This window comes from Leucobacter insecticola (assembly GCF_011382965.1).
Lineage (GTDB): Bacteria > Actinomycetota > Actinomycetes > Actinomycetales > Microbacteriaceae > Leucobacter > Leucobacter insecticola.
Window position 1 is genome coordinate 1118421 of sequence record NZ_CP049934.1, and the last position, 17750, is coordinate 1136170.

The following is a 17750-nucleotide window of genomic DNA, read 5'->3' on the forward strand; positions in this document are numbered from 1 at the left end:
TCGCTCGCGGGTAAGGTGGTCACTCGCCGGCTGCCAGGATCCCGCCGTTTTTATCTGTTCCGGCGCCTAGCGTGAGTAGGTGTCGACAGCGAGGATCTTGACCGCGATCTCGTTGCCGTTGGGGGCGAGATAGCTCGCCTTCTCTCCGACTTTGAGGCCCAGGATCGCGGCGCCGAGCGGGCTCTCCGCGCTGTAGACGTCGAGGCCTGATCCGTCAGCGAGCTCACGGCTGCCGAGCAGGAAGCGCTCTTCGTCACCGAAGAGTTCTGCGGTGATGACGGTGCCCACCTCGACAACACCATGCGCCTCCGGAACCTCACCGATTACGGCGTGCTTGAGCAGTTCTTCGAGGTCGCGGATGCGCGCCTCCATCTTGCCCTGCTCGTCTTTCGCCGCGTGATAGCCGCCGTTTTCCTTCAGATCGCCCTCTTCGCGTGCCGCTTCGATGCGGGCGGCGATGTCTTTGCGGCCCGCGCCTGCGAGCTCGTCCAGTTCTCCCTTGAGTCGGTCGTAGGCATCTTGGGTGAGCCAGGTCTGCGTGGGCGTCGACATGGGGTGATCCTCGTTTCGGCGTGCGCGCGAAGAATCGCGCTAAAGGTTGAACGGAGATAAGGGCAACGCCCCAACGGTGTCGGGGCGCACGATCCAGAATACCAGCGCGGGCTCAGGATCGCCGCGCACGTGCCGCCTTGAAGCCTTCGTCAAGCCGAAGCAGCGCCCTACTTGACGACCCAGCAGTCTCTCACGGAGACCGCGGTCGCCTCAGTCGTCGTATTCATCGGAACGCTCACGACGTGGGTGCGCTCATCAGAGACGGGAACTTCAACGACGGTCCAACCCGCTGTGCCCTTTGCGGTATTGAGTGCCTCGACCGCGCACGCCACGGGGGTTTGCTCAGGGCCGGTGACCTCGAACTTCATGACGACGCTGAGGTCCCCAGTGCGGGTAAAGCCGATATCTTGGGCGGCGACTTGGTTCGTGTCTTGCCAGCCACTGAAAAACAAAAAGCTGATGCCCGCCAGCACGAGCACCCCTGCGGCGCTCCACGCGAATCGCCGATCAAAGCTGCGCTTGCGGCCCGTGTTGTAACGGTCTTCAAGCGACTGCGCTGCAGCGGGAGCATCGTTTTCTGTAGGCGCGGCAGCTGACGATGATGATGAGTCGGCCTGCGACACGGGAACCTCCGATGCGGGATGGCTAAACTAGTGGCCTGTGCCAGCGTATCGGGATCGTCCGGGAGGCACTTGTGAAAGGACGCGGATGACGCTCAGGTTGATCGCTGTGCACGCGCACCCCGACGACGAGTCGAGCAAGGGTGCAGCGACGTATGCCCACTACCTCGATCAGGGGGCCGAAGTGCTCATCGTGAGTTGCACGGGGGGTGAGCGCGGAGACGTTCTCAATGAACTGGTCGCGCGTGATCCGAAGAGCCGCCGCGACCTCGCGGGGCTGCGGCGTGACGAGATGAATCGCGCCCGCGACATCATTGGCTTCGAGCACCGTTGGCTCGGTTATCAAGACTCGGGGCTCCCAGATGAGGGGGATCCCGTGCCGCGTGGATCCTTCGCCGACATTCCCGCCGAGGTTTCTGCCGAGGCTCTGGTGCGTCTCGTGCGCGAGTTTAAGCCCCACGTCATGATTACCTACAACGAGCAGGGTGGTTACCCCCACCCCGATCACATCCGCTGTCACGAGATCAGCAAGATCGCTTGGGACGTCTCTGGCGACGCCGAGAGCTATCCCGACGCGGGCGAGCCGTGGGCCATCAAGAAGATGTACTACGAGGAGATCTTCAACTCGGAGCGTATGGAGACGGTGTACCAGTGGCTGCTTGACAATGATCCCGAGTCTCCGCTCGTCGCGCAGTTTGAGGAGATGCGCGAGTGGATGTCGCGTCGTCCCAACCGCGGCACAGCCAAGATCGATGTCGGCCGCTTCTTTGAACAGCGTGACGAAGCGCTGCGGGCACACGCCAGCCAGGTCTCGCCCGACAGTTCGTTCTTTTTCTGGCCTAACGAGTTGCAGCGGCAAGCCTGGCCGTTCGAGGATTACCGACTGGCAGCCTCGCGAGTCGCCACCAGCGAGTTCGAGGCTGACCTGTTTCAGGGCATTACTGAGGAGGAAAACGCGTGAATCTATGGGCTGTAGTGGCAAAGTTTGCCGAAGACGAGGCCGCGTTCGACCCGACGAAGGTGACGCCCGGCTGGGAAGGCTTCGCCTTCACCGGTCTCGTGGCGGTCGCCATCATTGCGCTGGGGTTCAACCTGGTTGCGCGGCTTCGCCGCAACGCCTACCGTGCTGAGGTGCGGGAAGAGATCGCGGCGGAGCTCTCCGGTGGCGATGATTCAGGCGAGACGCAGGATCCGGCGCAAGATTCTGCCCCGGGCGCGCCGCGCGACTGAGCCACATGACTTCTTGGGGCGAGGATCCGGGCCGGGTACTGGCTGAGGTCTTCGGCTATGACAGTTTCCGTGGCGAACAGGAAGCGGTCATTCGCCACGTGATCGGGGGCGGCGACGCGGTGGTGCTGATGCCCACCGGCGGCGGCAAATCGATGTGCTTCCAGATCCCCTCGCTCGTGCGTGAGGGGACCGGGATCGTGCTGTCGCCCCTTGTCGCGTTGATGCACGATCAGGTCGCGGCGCTCCGCCTCGCCGGAGTGAACGCCGCGGCACTGAACTCGTCGATGAGTTTTGAAGAGCGCAGCGAAGTTGAGCGGGCCTACGCCGCGGGGGAACTGGAACTGCTGTATCTCGCCCCTGAACGCCTCGCTGCGCCGGGCACCGTCGAGCTGTTGAACCGGGGCAGGATCGCGCTCTTCGCCATCGACGAGGCGCACTGTGTGTCGCAGTGGGGGCACGACTTCAGGCCCGACTATCTGCGCCTGGGCGCGCTCGCCGAGCACTGGCCTGATGTGCCGAGAATCGCGCTCACCGCCACCGCCACCCCCGAGACGCACCGCGAGATCACCGAGCGTCTGCATCTGGGGAATGCGCGCCATTTTGTTGCGAGCTTCGATCGGCCGAATATTCGCTACCGCATTGAGCCGAAGCAGAATGCTCGGGCTCAGCTCATTGACTTCGTCACGCGCGAGCACGCGGGTGAAGCCGGAATTGTGTACGCCTTGAGTCGGAAACGGGTGGAACAGACCGCGCAGGCCCTGCGCGACGCGGGCGTCGATGTGGTCGCATACCACGCGGGACTGCCCGCGGAGGTGCGTCTCGACGCCCAGACGCGGTTCCTGCGTGAAGATGGCGTCGTGGTGGTAGCGACGATCGCGTTCGGGATGGGGATCGACAAGCCCGACGTCCGCTTCGTGGCCCACATCGACCTACCCAAGTCGGTCGAAGGGTACTACCAGGAGACCGGCCGCGCGGGCCGCGACGGCCTCGCTTCGGAGGCCTGGCTCGCTTACGGGCTCGCGGACGTCGTGCAGCAGCGGCAGCTCATCGAGCGCGGAGACGGCGACGGGGCGACGCGGGCGAACCAGACCCGGCACCTCGACCAGATGCTCGCCCTGTGCGAGGGGTGGAGTGCCGGCGGGTGTTTCTGCTGCGCTACTTCGGGGAGACGGGCGCGCAGCCGTGCGGCAACTGCGATGTCTGTCTCAACCCGCCGAAGCTGTGGGACGCGACGATCCCGGCGCAGATGCTGCTCTCCACGGTGATCCGCACGCAGCGCGAACGATCCCGCACCTACGCCGCCGGTCAACACATTGACGTGCTGCGCGGAGTCACTTCCGAGCGCGTGACCCAGATGCGACTCGACGAACTCTCGACCTGGGGGATCGGCACCGAATGGTCGATCGCGCAGTGGCGCGGACTTGTGCGACACCTCCTCGCCGTGGGCATGCTCGAGGCGCATGGTGAATGGGGTGTGCTCGTGCCAACCGCGGCCGCGAAGCCGGTGCTGCGCGGTGAGGCCGAAGTGCACATGCGCGAAGAGGTCGTGGTGCGGGCCGCGCGAGGCGGGCGTGCGGTGCGGGGTGCGGCAGGATCTGGCGCAGGATCCGGCGCGAAGCGTTCTGCCGCCGCGGCCGAGCTGACCGCTGAGCAGGCCGAAGTGTTTGAGCGGCTGCGATCCTGGCGCGCCGAAGAAGCCAAGCGTCAGGGGGTTCCTGGCTACGTCGTGTTCAGCGATGCGACGCTCGCCGCCCTGGCAGTGCATCTGCCCGGTGACGATGAGGCGTTGCTTGCGATCTCCGGCATCGGTGAGGTCAAACTCGAACGCTACGGTGCCGCCGTGCTCGGGGTGCTACAGACCTAGATGGAGGCGTATTGCCTCGTCAACTTCGCGCATCTTGGCGATGGGGACATGCCCGATGACTTCGCCGATCCGGTCTATTGACAGGGACCGCAGCTGCTCGGCCTGAGCCTTTGAATCTCGATCAAGGCCGGTGTCTTCCGCGCTCAGTAATACGTGGAATGGAAACACGCGTGCGGCGTTACTCGTGATTGGAACTACCGTGAGTACTCCTCGCCCGAGCCGCTCTGCGACTAAATTGGCGTGGTCGTTGCTGACAATTACTGCCGGGCGGCGCTTGTTCGCTTCGCTGCCGAGTGCGGGCTCGAAATTGACGAACCGTATTTCACCGCGCTGCATCTGAGAGCCCGTCGGATACGGACTGATCCCACAAATCGTTCTCTTCGCTGTTGCTCCACTCGTTCCATGCAGTGGCATATGCAAGTTCGAGCTTTGGCCCGTTCAGTAGCCGGATGGCGTGTTGCAGCCCAGCTGAGCGGGAGGGCAGGCCGGTTTCTGCGACGAACCTGTCGAGGGTTGCAAGTTCTTCCTGCTTGAGGCTGACGCTGATCTTCATACCTCAATGCTACCTCAGTAGCATTGACTCGTCGAGGGATCCCGAAGCTAGCGCAGGTACACTGGATCCAGAGCGACGAGCAGCGCCGCGGTCCAGTGGCAGAGGAATGCGAGCACCGTGAGCGTGTGGAAAATCTCGTGGAACCCAAACACGCCGGGCACCGGGTTCGGTCGCTTGAACGCGTATACGACGGAGCCAACCGAATAGAGCAGCCCGCCCACGATCACCAGCACCATCGTTGCCGGGTTCGCCTGATACATCTGGCCGAGATACATGACCGCCGCCCAGCCGAGCAGCAGGTACAGGGGCACGTACAGCCAGCGCGGGGCGCCGATCCAGAACACGCGGAACCCGATCCCGAGCAATGCCCCAGCCCACACCACGATGAGCAGCGGGATCCCGGTCGCAAGCGGCAGCGCAAGGAGTGCGAGCGGCGTGTATGTGCCCGCGATCAGAATGAAGATGTTGGCGTGATCGAGGCGACGGAACACCTGCTTCACTGGTGGGCTCCAGTTGAAACGGTGGTAGACGGCGGAGATCCCGAACAGCAGCATGCTCGATAGCATGTAGGCGACCGCTGCCCATTTGGCAACGGGTCCGACGCCGAGGGCGATCAGCACGATGCCCGCGGCGACTGCGATCGGGAACGTGCCCGCGTGGATCCAGCCGCGCCACAAGGGTTTCACCTCGGCTGGGGTTGGGCTTTCCGCGGTGTGCTCGAGCGAGCCCTCGAGCAGTGGCAGCGAAATGGCGTCGGGCTCGGGGAAAGCGCCTCCGCTTGGCTCTGAGGTGCCTGGCGAGGTCATGCATTGAGTGTATGGTCTCTACAGATCCGCCGAGGCATATGTGTAGCTCCTGTCCAGCGCTATGGCACAGTGGGCCAGGTTTCTTGGTGCCCCGGGCGCTAGACTCTCAGGGTGAGTCACCCGCCAAAACCCGAGCGCACCGGTCTGCTGTACCGGTTGTATCAGCGTCGGCTGTGGCGAGAAATTGATCGCGAGAGTGTGCCGCATCACATCGCGGTGATCGTTGATGGTAACCGCCGCTGGGCGAAGCAGCGGCTGCAGGAGCGCGCGGCCTTCGGACACCGCGCGGGTGCGCGCAAGATCCCGGAGTTTCTTGGCTGGTGCGAAGAGGCAGGCGTGGGTGTGGTGACGCTGTACCTGCTCTCCGCCGACAATCTGCAGGCGCGGGATCGCACGGAGCTTGAGGATCTCTTCGGCATCATCGCGGAGCTCGCGAAGCTGCTCTCGGAGAATCCGCGCTGGCGGGTGAAACACGTGGGCGCCTGCGAGGGCTTGTCGCCCGAACTGACCGAGGCGCTCGCCGAAGCCGAGTCTGTCACGCGGGACCACACCGGACTGCACATTAATCTCGCCGTCGGCTACGGCGGGCGCAGTGAGATCACCGCGGCCGTGCGCAGTGTGATCGCCGAGCATCAGGCCGCGGGCGGCACGATAGATACGCTCGCCGAGAAGCTCACCCCGGAGACCATTGGCGAGAATCTGTGGACGAGGGGACAGGCTGATCCTGACCTCATGATCCGCACTTCGGGAGAGCAGCGGCTGTCAGACTTCATGATTTGGCAGTCGGCGCACTCGGAGTTCTATTTCGTGGAGGCGCTCTACCCGGATCTGCGAGAGGTCGATTTCTTGCGCGCGCTTCGCGACTATTCGAGCAGACAGCGGCGCCTGGGCGGTTGAGATAGGCTCGGGTCGCCACAAGACATGGGAGACGTGATGACCGAGATCGTACTGCGCGCGGACATGATGCTGGTGCCCGCTGGTGTGGTGAAGAACGCCGAGCTTGCTTTTGAGAGCTGTACTGATGACGGCCGCCGTGGAGGTGGCCGAATCACGTATGCGGGTCCGGCTCGCGCCGGTTCGATGGTGACGCACGATCTCGCCGGGCACCTGCTCATGCCCGGGCTCGTGAACGGTCACACCCACTCAGCTATGACGCTGATGCGAGGCGTCTCTGACGATGAGGCTCTGATGCCATGGCTCGAGACGGTGCAGGGGCTTGAACGGCACCTCACGCACGAGGACGTCGAGGTGGGGCTGCAGCTGGCGATGCTTGAAATGATCGAGACCGGCACGACCGCGTTCGCCGACATGTACCACTGGGATAGCGCGCTCCTCGAACTGGTGCGTGATGCGGGCATGCGCGTGCTTGCGGCGCTCGCGGTCTCCGCTCCTGAAGCGGTCGCGTTTCCTCGGGTGTCGCCGTGGAATGGTGCGGAAGCGATAGCGGAGACTGAGGCGCTCGCCGCACGGTACGCGAGTGATCCTCAGATCAGGATCGCCTACGGCCCGCACACCCCCTACACCTGCCCGCCCGCGTTCTTGAGAGAGATCGCCGAACGCGCGGTACGGTTTGGGATCCCGATCCACACCCATGTCTCGGAGTCGAGCGGCGAGGTCGAGGGAATTCTTGCGGCCCACGGCGCCATGCCGGGCGACTACCTTGATTCGTTAGGTTTTTTTGAGGCCGAGGTTCACGCGGCGCACTGTGTCCACCTGAGCGATAGCGAGATCGAACTGTTCGCGCGTGCCGGTGCTTCGATCAGCCACAACCCGGTGTCGAATCTCAAACTGGGCAACGGAATCGCGCGCCTCCCGGAGCTGATGGCCGCGGGCGTGCGGCTTGCGCTCGGCACTGATTCGGCCGCGAGCAACAACTCTCTCGACCTGTTTGAGGAGATCAAGCTCGCTGCATTGCTGCCGCGCGGGGTGCGTCAGGATGCCGCGGTGGTGCCCGGTGCCGATGTGCTTGAGATTGCGACGGCCGGGGGATCCGCGGCGATTGGGTTCCCGGAGGCTGGCGCGCTCTCGGTCGGGTGCCTCGCTGACGTGATCGCGCTTGATATTACTGGGGCCTCTGCGACTCCGCTTGAAGCCGAGTCGATTCGGTCGCACGCGGTGTTCGGGGCCACGGGTGCTGATGTGCGTCACGTGTTTATTGGCGGCAGGCACGTGTATGCCGACGGGGCGCATCTGACGCTTGATGCGGCGGCGATCCGGGATCGTGCCCGGGCCGCCCGGGCTCGCCTGCGCGAGGCTTCTGCGTGAGGCGTTTGCGCGCGGCGTTAGGTTGAGGAGTCAGTATCTCGACGAGAAGCCAGTATCTCGACGAGAAACCACCTCGCGTGCGTCGGCAGAGTGCATTCTCGTCGGAATACTGGCTTCTCGTCGATGCAGAAGCGGTCCAGGCGGGCGCTACGCGATCCTGGAGCGGTCGAAAGCGTCGAGGCTAATACCCTGCGCGAGAACCTGCTTTGACCACTCCTTTGCAGAGTGCAAGCTGTGGTCGCGGTAGTTGCCGCAGCTGCGGTCGTCGGTGCCGGGCACGTCCTCCCAGGTGACGCGTTCCACCAGGTCCTCGAGTGAACTTTTGATCGCCGAAGCGACCTCGAGCGGCGTCGGTTCGCCCCACGCGATGAGGTGGAACCCCGTGCGGCAGCCGAAGGGAGAGATATCGATCAATCCCTCGAATCGGGTGCGCAGGAGCGCGGCGATGGTGTGCTCGATCGTGTGCAGCCCAGCCGTTGGGATCTCTCCCGCGTTCGGTTGCACGAGGCGAATATCGTAGTTGGAGATGGCATCGCCACGGGGCCCGTGCGAGACCCCGATCAGCCGAACATAGGGCGCCAGCACGCGGGTGTGATCCAGGGAGAAACTCTCAACCTCGGCAAGTTCGACGTCGCTCATGTGCCCAGTGTAGCCGGGTGGCGGTATTGCCCGCTTAACCGGTTGTCGCACTGGGCGAGGGCCGTGCGCGCTGGCTAGGCGGCCTGGGCGAGATCGCGGCGGGTCAGTGCGATGCGTGCGAGGGATCCCTTGGCGGGCTCCTCGACACGCACGTCCCAGCCAGCGCGGGCAAGGCGCTTCAGGTCGAGCTGCGCATCCGAGATGCGGTCCGTTTCGACGATGTAGAGCGTGCGTCCCGAGCTGCGGTACACCGAACGGTGCTGCGCCCAAGTTGGGATGTGCGTGCCGGCGCCGTCGCCAAGCGAGTGGTAGGGGTACGGAGCGGCTGGCGCTCGAAGTGTGTGATGCTGTTGGTGTTCATGATGGTCCTTCCTCGTGCACTCTTGTGCACTTGGCGGCTCCCACATTGCGTGCAGTGAGCTGCCCATTGCCCTAATTCTGGGCGTTTGATGCTGTACGCCGTATGCGCACACTGAATAACTGGCGAGGCGACTGTAGGATCTCGTGATCCTTCATTCAAGCCTGCAGTGTTGAGTTCTGTAGCAACCTTGCGGAGTAAGAGTGGCCCGTTTGCGTCAATATCAACGCGACGTCTACATCAACGCACGGGAGCGATCACGCTGGCTAAAAGCGAACTCAACTGATCAGCATACGTGAAATCGAGTCGGAATGCAAAAGTCTGGCGCAGAGCGTGGCAGTATTGAGTGCGGTTGGCTAGTCATTCCGGCTTCGCGATCTTGTCTGTAGGCAGGGTCATCCATCGTCCAGCTCCGGCCATCCACACTGAAACTGAAGCTCCGAAAGGATCCCAGATGAACAACGAGTTAGTCAGCGCCGTCGAAGTCTTTGGCGGCAGCGAGGAACTCGGCGTCGCCGTCGCGGAGCTGATGGTGGCTGAGATCCGCCGCGATCCCGAAGCGGTTGTTGGGCTTGCCACGGGATCCTCGCCCGTCGCAGCCTATTCAGCCTGGGGTGAGATGGCACGCGCGGAAGGGCTGGACCAGAGCAGAGTTCGCGGATTCGCTCTCGACGAATACATCGGTATTGATCCTTCCCACCCAGAAAGCTTTCACGCAGTTGTTGCACGCGAGGCGATTGGTCTCGCGGGGCTCGTACCTTCTCAGGTGCGCGTGCCGCAGGCTGCGAGCTTTTCCGAGACCGCCGCTGCGGGCGCAGAATACGAAGAGGCGATTCGTGCGGCCGGCGGGATCGGCGTGCAGATCCTTGGGATCGGTCGCAACGGCCACCTCGCATTTAACGAGCCGGGATCTGATCCTGACTCCCGCACCCGCGGCGTCACGCTCACCGCAGAGACTCGCAGCGACAACGCCCGCTTCTTTGACTCTGTGGATGAAGTACCCGAATACGCGATTACCCAGGGGCTTGGCACCATCTTTGAGGCACGCGAGCTGCTCGTGATCGCAACCGGCGGCGCGAAGGCCGCTGCAGTTGCCGCCGCGATCCAGGGCCCTGAGACACTTGACGTACCCGCGAGCTTGCTCCGTCGCCACCCGCGCGTGCGCTGGTTTCTCGACGAGGCCGCTGCCGCTGAACTGGATCGAGACAGACTGTGAACTCCACCCCACCGAAGACTCTGCTGGTGTTTGCGCACCGCGACGAGGCCACGGCGTTTGCTGAGGTTGACCATCTTGTGACAGGAGTGGGCAAGATCAACGCTGCGGTATCGCTTGCTGCCGCGCTCGCCACAGGCGCCGGGAGCGCAGCTGTGGAGCGTGTCGTGGTGCTTGGCACGGCGGGGATCGTGGGCGACGGAGCGGATCGCCCAGATCTCGACACTGTGTACCAGATTGCCCGAGTGGTGCAGCACGATTTTTCGTTGCCCTCGCCCGAGCTGCATCCTGGCGGAGAGATGCTGCTGCCAGGATCCACCGCGACGATCGCGACCGGTGATGTGTTTGTGCAAGACGACGCCCAGCGCGCGCACATTCAAAAGCTTGGCGCGGATCTTGTCGACATGGAGGCCTACGCGTTTGCGAGTGTCTGCGAAAGGTTCGGAGTGCCGCTGCAGATCTTCAAGATACCCTCTGACTTCGCCGATAGCTCCACGACGGCCGAGGAATGGGACACGATCGTGTTCCGCAAGAGCGAGCAGTTGCGCGAATTCTGGGACACGCGCCTGGTGTGACTCGGATCCTGAGCCAGGATCCTGAGCCCGGATCCTGCGCCAGCTAACTCGGCGCCGTGTGCGCAAGTTGTGGTTATCCGTGCCCATAAGAATAATCTGCGCACACAGCACGGGTGAATGTGTTCGTGCGAGGGGGATCGGGTAGGGGGCGCGGGCAGGGGATCGGGATCGGGCGCGAGCACGGATACGCTCGGGCGCATGCGCAATGATAGAGGCATGGCCCACGTCGCAGCCCTCTACCGCTACCCGTCAAGGGGTTCACGCCCGAGCCGGTCGACGCGCTCACCGTGCAACCCGACGGCAGGATCGCGGGCGATCGGGTGCTCGCGTTTCGTTTCGCTCGCGCGGCAACACCTGATTTCCGTGACGGTCTCGAACACTGGCCGAAGGCGAAGGGCCTTTCGCTCCAGGACTTCCCCTCGCTTGCCGCGTTGCAGCTGAGCTTTGATCAGCAGACACAACGCGTGAGGATTACCCGCGCGGGTGAAAAGCTGGTCGAGGCGGGCCTTGACGAGCAAGGTCGCGCTGCCCTCACAGAAGCCGTTACCAGTTTCGTGTTGAGCACACCCGAGGGTGCTCGACTCCGCGGCCCGGGCAGGCTGCCGCTCGTCTTGGTCGGCGACGGCGCGACCTCGCGCTTCCAGGACCGGGCCCGGGGCTACGTGTCCGTGCACAGCCAGGAGAGCGTCAAAGATCTTGAGCTTTCGATGGGTATGCCGATTGATGCTCGGCGATTCAGATCCAACATTGTGATCGCGGGCGTCGACGCTTGGGACGAACTCGCCTGGCAGGGGCGCTTGAGGATCGGTGACGTCGAGTTCCATACGGAGGGGCCGATCGTCCGCTGCCTCGCGACTCACGCAAACCCGGACACCGGTGAGCGCGATGCTCCCGTGCTCACTACGCTCACGCGAGACATCGGGCAGCAGCAACCGACACTTGGGCGGCTACTGCTGCCTGCAGACTTTGGGCAAGGGGGAACGATCCGCGTCGGGGATGAGGTTTCCGCGGGTGCCGTGATCCGTGCCTGAGACTGATGCCGTGCGAAATGCCGGTACCCCGCAGGATCCCGGGTCCGCGCGCTGGTGGGTGCTTGGCAGAGCCGGCGAGCAGATCCAAGCCGCCCCAATCACTGCGAATGGTGAGCGCGGCGACACCGTGACGATCCCGGCCGACACACTGACAGCGTGGATCAGGGAGCAAGAAGCGGCGTTAGGCCCCGCTGGGTGTGGAGCGACACGGCCGCATGGCTGCCGCAACTGCTGGCTGCGGGGGTGCGGGTGATGCGCTGCCACGATCTCAGGCTGAGTCACGCGATCCTGCAGCGCTCGATCCTGGTGCCGGATCGCCGCGCACTGGCAGCGGCAATCCAGTGGGAGGCAGAGTCTGTGGTTCCCGCAATTGCAACCGCACCCACGCTCTTCGACGCCGAGACGGTATCGGGCGGCAGTCGATCCGTGCCCCACGACCTGGATCCTGCGCTCGAAGAATTTGAGCGGCAGCAGACGGCGCTCGCGGCCGCGAAAGATCCGGGGAAGCTGCGGTTCCTGCTTGCCGCCGAATCTGCGGGAGCGCTCGCTGCGGCCGAGATGGAGGCTGCGGGAGTGCCCTGGGATGCTGCCGAGCATGACCGGCTGCTTGAAGAGGAGCTTGGCCCGCGGCCCGCGAGAGGCGAGAAACCCTCGCGTATGCTCGCGGTCGCTGAGGAGGTGCGTGCCGCTCTGGGTGATCCGCGGGCTAGCCTCGATTCCGCCCCCAAGCTGCTGCGCGCGCTACGGGCGGCCGGAATCGATGTCAAGTCGACCTCGCGCTGGGAACTCGCCGAGCACGAACACCCGGCAATCGCCCCGCTGCTGCACTATAAGAAGCTGTCGCGCCTCCACACCGCCAACGGCTGGGCTTGGATCGACGAATGGGTGCGCGAGGGCCGGTACCGGCCCGTATACGTTCCCGGAGGTGTGGTGACGGGGCGATGGGCGTCGAGCGGGGGCGGTGCGCTGCAGTTGCCGCGGCAGCTGCGTCCTGCACTGAGGGCGGATCCCGGCTGGACGCTTGTCACGGCCGACGTTGCCCAGCTTGAGCCTCGCGTGCTTGCGGCGATGTCGGGGGATCGGGCGATGGCCGCTGCGGGGGCGGCGAAGGATCTGTACGCCGGGGTGGTGGACAGTGGCGCGGTGCAGAGCCGGGATGAGGCAAAGATTGCGGTCCTCGGCGCGATGTACGGTGCCACGACGGGTGACAGTGGGCGGTTGGTGCCGCGGTTGCGGCGGAGCTATCCCGCGGCGATGGCGCTTGTGGATCACGCTGCGGCCCTTGGAGAGCAGGGCGGGGTGGTCTCTACCCGGCTGGGGCGATCTTCGCCGGAGCCGGACAACGCGTGGCGCGAGCTCCAAGCGCGAGCCAGTATGCCCGGAGCAACCTCGCGGGACGAGGATCAGGCCAGGCGCGCGGCACGCGAATTTGGCAGGTTCACGCGCAACTTTGTGGTGCAGGGCACCGCGGCAGAGTGGGCGCTCTCCTGGATTGCCGAGCTGCGGCTGCAATTGGCGAAGTTTGAACCCGCCGGGGTCCCCGCCCCCGCCTCCGGTCCAGTTTTCGAGCGCGCGCCGCACCTGGTGTTCTTCCTGCACGACGAAATCATCGTGCACACGCCCCAGGAATGCGCGACCGAGGTGGCTGCCGCGGTTGAGGCCGCGGCCGTGACCGCGGGACGGCGCCTGTTTGGATCCGCGCCCGTCGACTTCCCGCTCGATCTGAAGATTGCTGAACGATCTGTGAAGGACTAAGAGACCTGGTCCTCGCTGGCGACAGTCCGTTCGAGACTCGGGGCGGCATCTGGCGGCGTGGTCTTCTGATCCTGAGCAGGGAACACCACTTTCTGCACGATGATGATGACGCTTGCGGCGACCGGGATCGCGACGAGTGCGCCGAGGATCCCGCCCAGCGCACCGCCGCCAACTGCGGCGATCACTACGATCGCGCCGGGCACCGCGACGGCCTTGCTCATAATCCGCGGGCTGATCACGTAGGCCTCGATCTGCATGTAGATGAGGTAGTAGATCGCGGCGATGAGCGCCGTGGTGGGGATTCGAAGAGGCAAAGGAGCGAGATGATGATGGAGGCCGAGAGCGTGCCGACCAGGGGGATCATCGAGCCGATGAACGCGAAGAGCGCGAGCAAGGCGGGCATCGGGGCGCCGATAATGCTGAGGAAAATCAGGCTGAGCACACCGTTGGTGAGCGCCAGACCGACCTGCCCGATGACGTAGCGTCCGACCGCGCTGGAGACGTCCTCGAGGAGCTCGGTGAAACGCGGGCGCTGGTAGGCGGGTACGAAGCGGGCCGCCAGGCGTTTCATGCCACGAATGGAGGCCATGAAGTACAACGTCAGGATGAGCACGATGGTGATGCCCGTGATCCCGCCGGCGATCCCTGCGCCAACCGCGACGAGGCCGCCGCCAATCTGGCCGAGGTTGCTCGGATCCTGCAGGAACGTCAGTATGCCCTGCGCGGCATCTTGGAAGTTTGAGCCGAATTGGTCAGTGAGCTGCTTGTAGAAATCGCTCGCCACAATGTCCTTGACCATGTCCGGAGCGCTGCCGACGAGCTTAGTGATCTGGTCGATCAGGATCGGCACGACGGCCCACACTACTCCTCCGAAGGCGAGCAGCACGAGCACAACGACGGAGGCGACAGCCGCAGGCCGGGGGAGTTTGCGCTCGATGAAAGAAACGATGGGGTCGAGGCCGAGGGAGAGAAAAAGCGCGACACCAACGTAGACGAGCACTGTGGCGAGCTGCCCAATGATGGAGCCGATGAGGAGCGCCACCAGCACGCCCAGCGCACCGAGTAGTCCGAAGGTGAAGGGGTTGATCCTGGTTCTGCCACGGCCCTGGCCCGGGTTTTGGCCCTGGTGCGCTTGATTCTGCTTGCCGCGCTTCTTAGGGGCAGGTGCGGCCTGATCCACTTCACCTGCGGTGTCGCGTGCTCTGCTCATGTCGCCACCCTACGCTTTCCTTCGCTTGACGTGGATGCTTGAAGTGTATTGGACGCGCGGGATTCTGGCTGAGTGTCCACCACTCTGGCGAGTGTCCACCAAACCTGCATGCGGGGCAGGTGGGCGCTCGTTGTTTTGGTGGGCTCTCGGGAGTTGGTAGGTGGCGCTAACTCGACGATGGGGTCGTTGCGCGCGAGAACTCGTCGAGGAGCCGGGCGAAGGTTTCGAGGGTCGTCGCGTCCCAGTTGGGGAGGGCATCTTGAAGGGATGCGAGCCTGAATCGCACGGCGGCGGCGTTGAGTTCTTCGCCCGCGCTGGTCAGGCTCAGGATCACGCTGCGCGGATCCGCCGGGCTGGGGGAGCGTTCCACGAGGCCGGCAGATTCGGCCCGGGCCACCAAGCGGCTGGCGGTTGAGGGGGTGACCGAGAGTTGAGCTGCGATATCGATGATCCGCGTCTGCTTGCCTGCCCTCCCGCGGCGAGCGATTGTGTCGACGACCAGCATTGACGAGAGGTCGACGCCGTCGCCCACCGCCTGCGGTACTTCGAGCAGGCGACGCATGCGGATAAGGGAAGCGTCGATGCTTTCCCATGAGGCTGATTCGGCGATTGCGGTCATAGGTGTACTATACAACTATATTCGCGGATCGCGGTCGCATGAAGGAGACATAATGGCGAACGACGTAATTCTGGTTACCGGCGCAACCGGAAATGTCGGGCGGGCAGTGGTCGAGAGGCTGCTCGAGGCCGGAAGGCCAGTGCGGGCTGCCGGGCGGAGCGTGGAGTCGGTGAGGCGGGTGTTCGGCCAGCGAGTTGAGGCGGTGGCGCTCGACTTCACCGATCCCGCAAGCTGGCCCGCCGCGTTTGCGGGCGTGGACCGTATGTTCCTGATGCGGCCACCCCATCTTGGCAAACCAAAGAAAGAGATGATCCCGGCGCTTGAGTATGCGACATCTGCGGGAACGCGGCAGATTGTTTTCCTGTCACTGCAGGGGGCCGAGAAAAACCGGGTGGTGCCCCACGCCGCCATCGAGGCCTGGCTGCGGGGCGCAGGCATTGACTGGACCTTCGTTCGTGCCTCGTTCTTCCACCAGAATCTCTCCACCACGCACGTCAGCGACGTTCGGGATCGCGACGCGATCACGGTGCCCGCGGGGCGCGGGGCGACGGCATTCGTAGATACGGAAGACGTCGGGGCCGTAGCCGCGGCGGCGCTGCTGGATCCACCCGGGTTTCGGAATCGGGCCCTCACCGTGACGGGCGACGAAGCGCTGAGCTACGCGCGCATTGCCGAGATCCTGAGCCGCGAACTCGGCCGCCCGATCCGCTACGAAAAGCCTGGCCTGCTGCGCTATCTGGGTCACGCGCGCCGCCACCTCGACATGCCCTGGGGAATGGTGTTTGTGACGGCCGCGATCTACACCACCGCCCGCCTCGGCATGGCTGACGGGCTCACCGACACGGTGCACGAGGTGCTGGGGCGGGATCCGGTCAGCTTCGCCGAGTTCGCGCATCGCGAGCGCGCCGCGTGGGTGGCCTAAAGACCAGCCTCAATGCGGGGTGGGTTTCTGATGCCGAGGAACGAGGCCACCGCGCCGGCGAAAAACAGCGTGCCGGTGACGATCGCTGCCGAATGAAAGCCTCCGAGATCGAGGCTGCCGCCGACAATACTCGCGAGTAGGGCGATCACGATCAGGCCAGCGACGCGCGACACGGCGTTGTTGACGGCCGAGGCGATTCCGCTCCGCTCGGGTCCAATTGCCCCCAGGATGGCCGCGGTGAGCGGGGCGACCATGATCGATAGGCCGAGTCCCATGACGATCATGGACGGCAATACCTGCCACCAGTACGAGAACGGCTGGCCGACCGTAAGGAGCAGCAGCGCCCCGTGCCAAGCAGCAGCGGTCCCACGGTCATGAACACACGCGGCCCGAAGCGTCCGGCGAGCTCGCCCGCCTTCGAACTCAGCAGCACCATCAGGATCGTGATGGGCAGGCTCGCGAGACCGGCAAACGTCGCCGTCAGCGCGGGGCCGTCGGGGTTTTGCAGATACACCCCACGACGAACCCGTTCAGTGCGAGCGCAGCGTAGATGAACAGGGTCGCAAGATTGCCGGTCCAGAAGTTGCGCACCCTGAAGAGTCCGAGGGGCAGGATCGGCGCGGCCGCGCGGGTTTGCCACCACAGGAAGCCGGCGAAGAGGGCGACGCCCGCGGTGAGCGGGATCCAGATCGCCGGATTCGACCAGCCGCGTGTGGGCTCCTCGATGAGGGCCCACACGAACAGCCCCAGGCCGAGCGCTGCCGCGGCGCCGCCACCCCAATCGATGCGCACGCCGGGCTGTCGCTCCTTCGTGCTGCGCAGACGCACGAGCATCCACAGCGTGAACGCCACCGGGAAGATGTTGATGAGAAACACGAGCCGCCACGACAGGTAGTCCGTGAACAACCCGCCGAGCAGCGGCCCGAGGATCATTGCGCCGGTGGTTGCTGCCGTCCAGACGCCGATCGCCCGACCCTGAGCCGCGCCGGAAATCCGCGAGGTGATGAGCGCCAGCGAACTCGGCAGCAGGAATGCCCCCGCCGCGCCCTGCAGTGCCCGCGCCGCGATCATCATCTCCGGGGTGAGGGCGATCCCGACCGCGATGGAGGCGATCCCGAACCCCACAAGCCCGATGCGCATGATGAATATCCGTCCGTACGCGTCGGCGATTGATCCTGCCAACAGCATCAGCGCGCTGAGCGTGACCAGGTAGCCGTCCACCACCCATTGCTGAGTTGTGAGGCCCCCGCCGAGCTCTGCCGCGATGTGGGGAAGCGCGACATTGGTGACTGACGCATCGAGCGAGGTGACGAAAGATGCGAGGATCGCGATCGTCACAACGAGGCGCTGCTGCGCGGTGAAGTGGGGATCTTCGACGGCATCGGACATGCAAGAAGTGTACGGGGACCGCGGCGGTCCTGCCGCGCGGATCCGCCTCTCTGCTTACCCGCTTGGAGCGCTCGGCCCCGCAGGTTCTTCACAGCAAGCCACTGCCTTTCCTCGGTAAGCTGGCGAAGTCCAAGGGGAGTACTCCGACA

The 17750-nt window shown here is 64.6% G+C and carries 19 protein-coding genes and 2 pseudogenes; 10 read left to right on the top strand and 11 right to left on the bottom strand.

All coding sequences use genetic code 11. The annotated features are described in order from the left end of the window. Positions 1–66 precede the first annotated feature (66 nt). Both greA and G7067_RS05085 read right to left on the bottom strand, forming a co-directional pair. Positions 67–552 carry a transcription elongation factor GreA gene (gene greA, locus G7067_RS05080; protein ID WP_166322466.1) on the bottom strand — a complete coding sequence of 162 codons (486 nt, stop codon included), beginning with the start codon at positions 550–552 and terminating at the stop codon, positions 67–69. 167 nt (positions 553–719) lie between these two features. Beyond that, a complete protein-coding gene (locus G7067_RS05085; RefSeq protein ID WP_166322468.1) occupies positions 720–1175 on the bottom strand; it encodes a DUF4307 domain-containing protein in 456 nt (151 codons plus the stop codon). Positions 1176–1260: 85 nt separating this feature from the next. Between G7067_RS05085 and mca the strand changes: the two genes are divergently transcribed. The 3 genes and pseudogenes from mca to recQ all read left to right on the top strand — a co-directional run bounded on the left by mca (position 1261) and on the right by recQ (position 4266). Then, positions 1261–2133, top strand: a complete 873-nt coding sequence (mca, locus tag G7067_RS05090; protein WP_205881207.1) for a mycothiol conjugate amidase Mca — start codon at positions 1261–1263, stop codon at positions 2131–2133. Next, positions 2130–2402 (top strand): hypothetical protein, encoded by a 273-nt coding sequence (locus G7067_RS05095; protein WP_166322470.1) that lies wholly within the window; start codon positions 2130–2132, stop codon positions 2400–2402. The genes mca and G7067_RS05095 overlap by 4 nt, the downstream gene beginning before the upstream one ends. Positions 2403–2407: 5 nt before the next feature. Continuing rightward, positions 2408–4266, top strand: a pseudogene (recQ, locus tag G7067_RS05100) (DNA helicase RecQ). Here recQ and G7067_RS05105 read toward each other — a convergent pair. From G7067_RS05105 to trhA, 3 genes are read right to left on the bottom strand one after another with little or no spacing between them, the layout of a single operon-like run. Continuing rightward, positions 4255–4602, bottom strand: a complete 348-nt coding sequence (locus G7067_RS05105) for a type II toxin-antitoxin system PemK/MazF family toxin (RefSeq protein WP_166322472.1) — start codon at positions 4600–4602, stop codon at positions 4255–4257. The pseudogene recQ and the gene G7067_RS05105 overlap by 12 nt on opposite strands. After that, positions 4589–4819 (bottom strand): ribbon-helix-helix domain-containing protein, encoded by a 231-nt coding sequence (locus G7067_RS05110; protein WP_166322474.1) that lies wholly within the window; start codon positions 4817–4819, stop codon positions 4589–4591. The genes G7067_RS05105 and G7067_RS05110 overlap by 14 nt, the downstream gene beginning before the upstream one ends. Before the next feature lie 47 nt (positions 4820–4866). After that, entirely contained in the window at positions 4867–5625 is a 759-nt protein-coding gene (gene trhA, locus G7067_RS05115; RefSeq protein WP_166322476.1) for a PAQR family membrane homeostasis protein TrhA, read from the bottom strand. A 111-nt stretch (positions 5626–5736) separates the two neighbouring features. Here trhA and G7067_RS05120 point away from each other — a divergent pair, with 111 nt between their 5' ends. After that, positions 5737–6522 (top strand): isoprenyl transferase, encoded by a 786-nt coding sequence (locus tag G7067_RS05120; protein ID WP_166322478.1) that lies wholly within the window; start codon positions 5737–5739, stop codon positions 6520–6522. A 36-nt stretch (positions 6523–6558) separates the two neighbouring features. Beyond that, the gene (locus tag G7067_RS05125; protein ID WP_244301275.1) at positions 6559–7890 is read left to right on the top strand and encodes an amidohydrolase; all 1332 of its coding nucleotides are present in this window, start codon (positions 6559–6561) and stop codon (positions 7888–7890) included. Positions 7891–8037: 147 nt separating this feature from the next. Here G7067_RS05125 and G7067_RS05130 read toward each other — a convergent pair whose 3' ends face one another. Next, the gene (locus G7067_RS05130; protein ID WP_166322482.1) at positions 8038–8529 is read right to left on the bottom strand and encodes an S-ribosylhomocysteine lyase; all 492 of its coding nucleotides are present in this window, start codon (positions 8527–8529) and stop codon (positions 8038–8040) included. Positions 8530–8603: 74 nt separating this feature from the next. After that, on the bottom strand, positions 8604–8957 hold the full coding sequence (locus G7067_RS05135) for a hypothetical protein (RefSeq protein ID WP_205881208.1): 354 nt from the start codon (positions 8955–8957) through the stop codon (positions 8604–8606). A gap of 384 nt (positions 8958–9341) precedes the next feature. Between G7067_RS05135 and G7067_RS05140 the strand changes: the two genes are divergently transcribed. From G7067_RS05140 to G7067_RS05155, 4 genes are all read left to right on the top strand, one after another. Beyond that, a complete protein-coding gene (locus G7067_RS05140; RefSeq protein WP_166322484.1) occupies positions 9342–10103 on the top strand; it encodes a glucosamine-6-phosphate deaminase in 762 nt (253 codons plus the stop codon). Further along, complete coding sequence (locus G7067_RS05145) at positions 10100–10675, top strand: phosphorylase family protein (protein WP_166322486.1); 576 nt, start codon at positions 10100–10102, stop codon at positions 10673–10675. Before G7067_RS05140 ends, G7067_RS05145 begins: the two co-directional genes overlap by 4 nt. A gap of 287 nt (positions 10676–10962) precedes the next feature. Then, positions 10963–11706, top strand: coding sequence for an MOSC domain-containing protein (locus G7067_RS05150; RefSeq protein WP_244301276.1), 744 nt, complete (start codon positions 10963–10965; stop codon positions 11704–11706). 156 nt (positions 11707–11862) lie between these two features. Then, on the top strand, positions 11863–13461 hold the full coding sequence (locus tag G7067_RS05155) for a bifunctional 3'-5' exonuclease/DNA polymerase (protein ID WP_166322488.1): 1599 nt from the start codon (positions 11863–11865) through the stop codon (positions 13459–13461). Here G7067_RS05155 and G7067_RS14850 read toward each other — a convergent pair. From G7067_RS14850 to G7067_RS05165, 3 genes are all read right to left on the bottom strand, one after another. After that, the gene (locus G7067_RS14850; RefSeq protein ID WP_341872869.1) at positions 13458–13718 is read right to left on the bottom strand and encodes an AI-2E family transporter; all 261 of its coding nucleotides are present in this window, start codon (positions 13716–13718) and stop codon (positions 13458–13460) included. The two genes, G7067_RS05155 and G7067_RS14850, sit on opposite strands and share 4 nt — an antisense overlap. Beyond that, on the bottom strand, positions 13697–14671 hold the full coding sequence (locus G7067_RS05160) for an AI-2E family transporter (RefSeq protein WP_341872870.1): 975 nt from the start codon (positions 14669–14671) through the stop codon (positions 13697–13699). The genes G7067_RS14850 and G7067_RS05160 overlap by 22 nt, the downstream gene beginning before the upstream one ends. Positions 14672–14837: 166 nt before the next feature. Beyond that, positions 14838–15290 carry a MarR family winged helix-turn-helix transcriptional regulator gene (locus G7067_RS05165; protein WP_166322490.1) on the bottom strand — a complete coding sequence of 151 codons (453 nt, stop codon included), beginning with the start codon at positions 15288–15290 and terminating at the stop codon, positions 14838–14840. Between the two features lie 52 nt (positions 15291–15342). Between G7067_RS05165 and G7067_RS05170 the strand changes: the two genes are divergently transcribed. Beyond that, a complete protein-coding gene (locus tag G7067_RS05170; protein WP_166322492.1) occupies positions 15343–16212 on the top strand; it encodes an NmrA family NAD(P)-binding protein in 870 nt (289 codons plus the stop codon). On the opposite strand, the pseudogene G7067_RS05175 reads toward G7067_RS05170, so the two are convergent. Then, positions 16209–17601, bottom strand: a pseudogene (locus tag G7067_RS05175) (MFS transporter). The gene G7067_RS05170 and the pseudogene G7067_RS05175 overlap by 4 nt on opposite strands. Positions 17602–17750 lie beyond the last annotated feature (149 nt).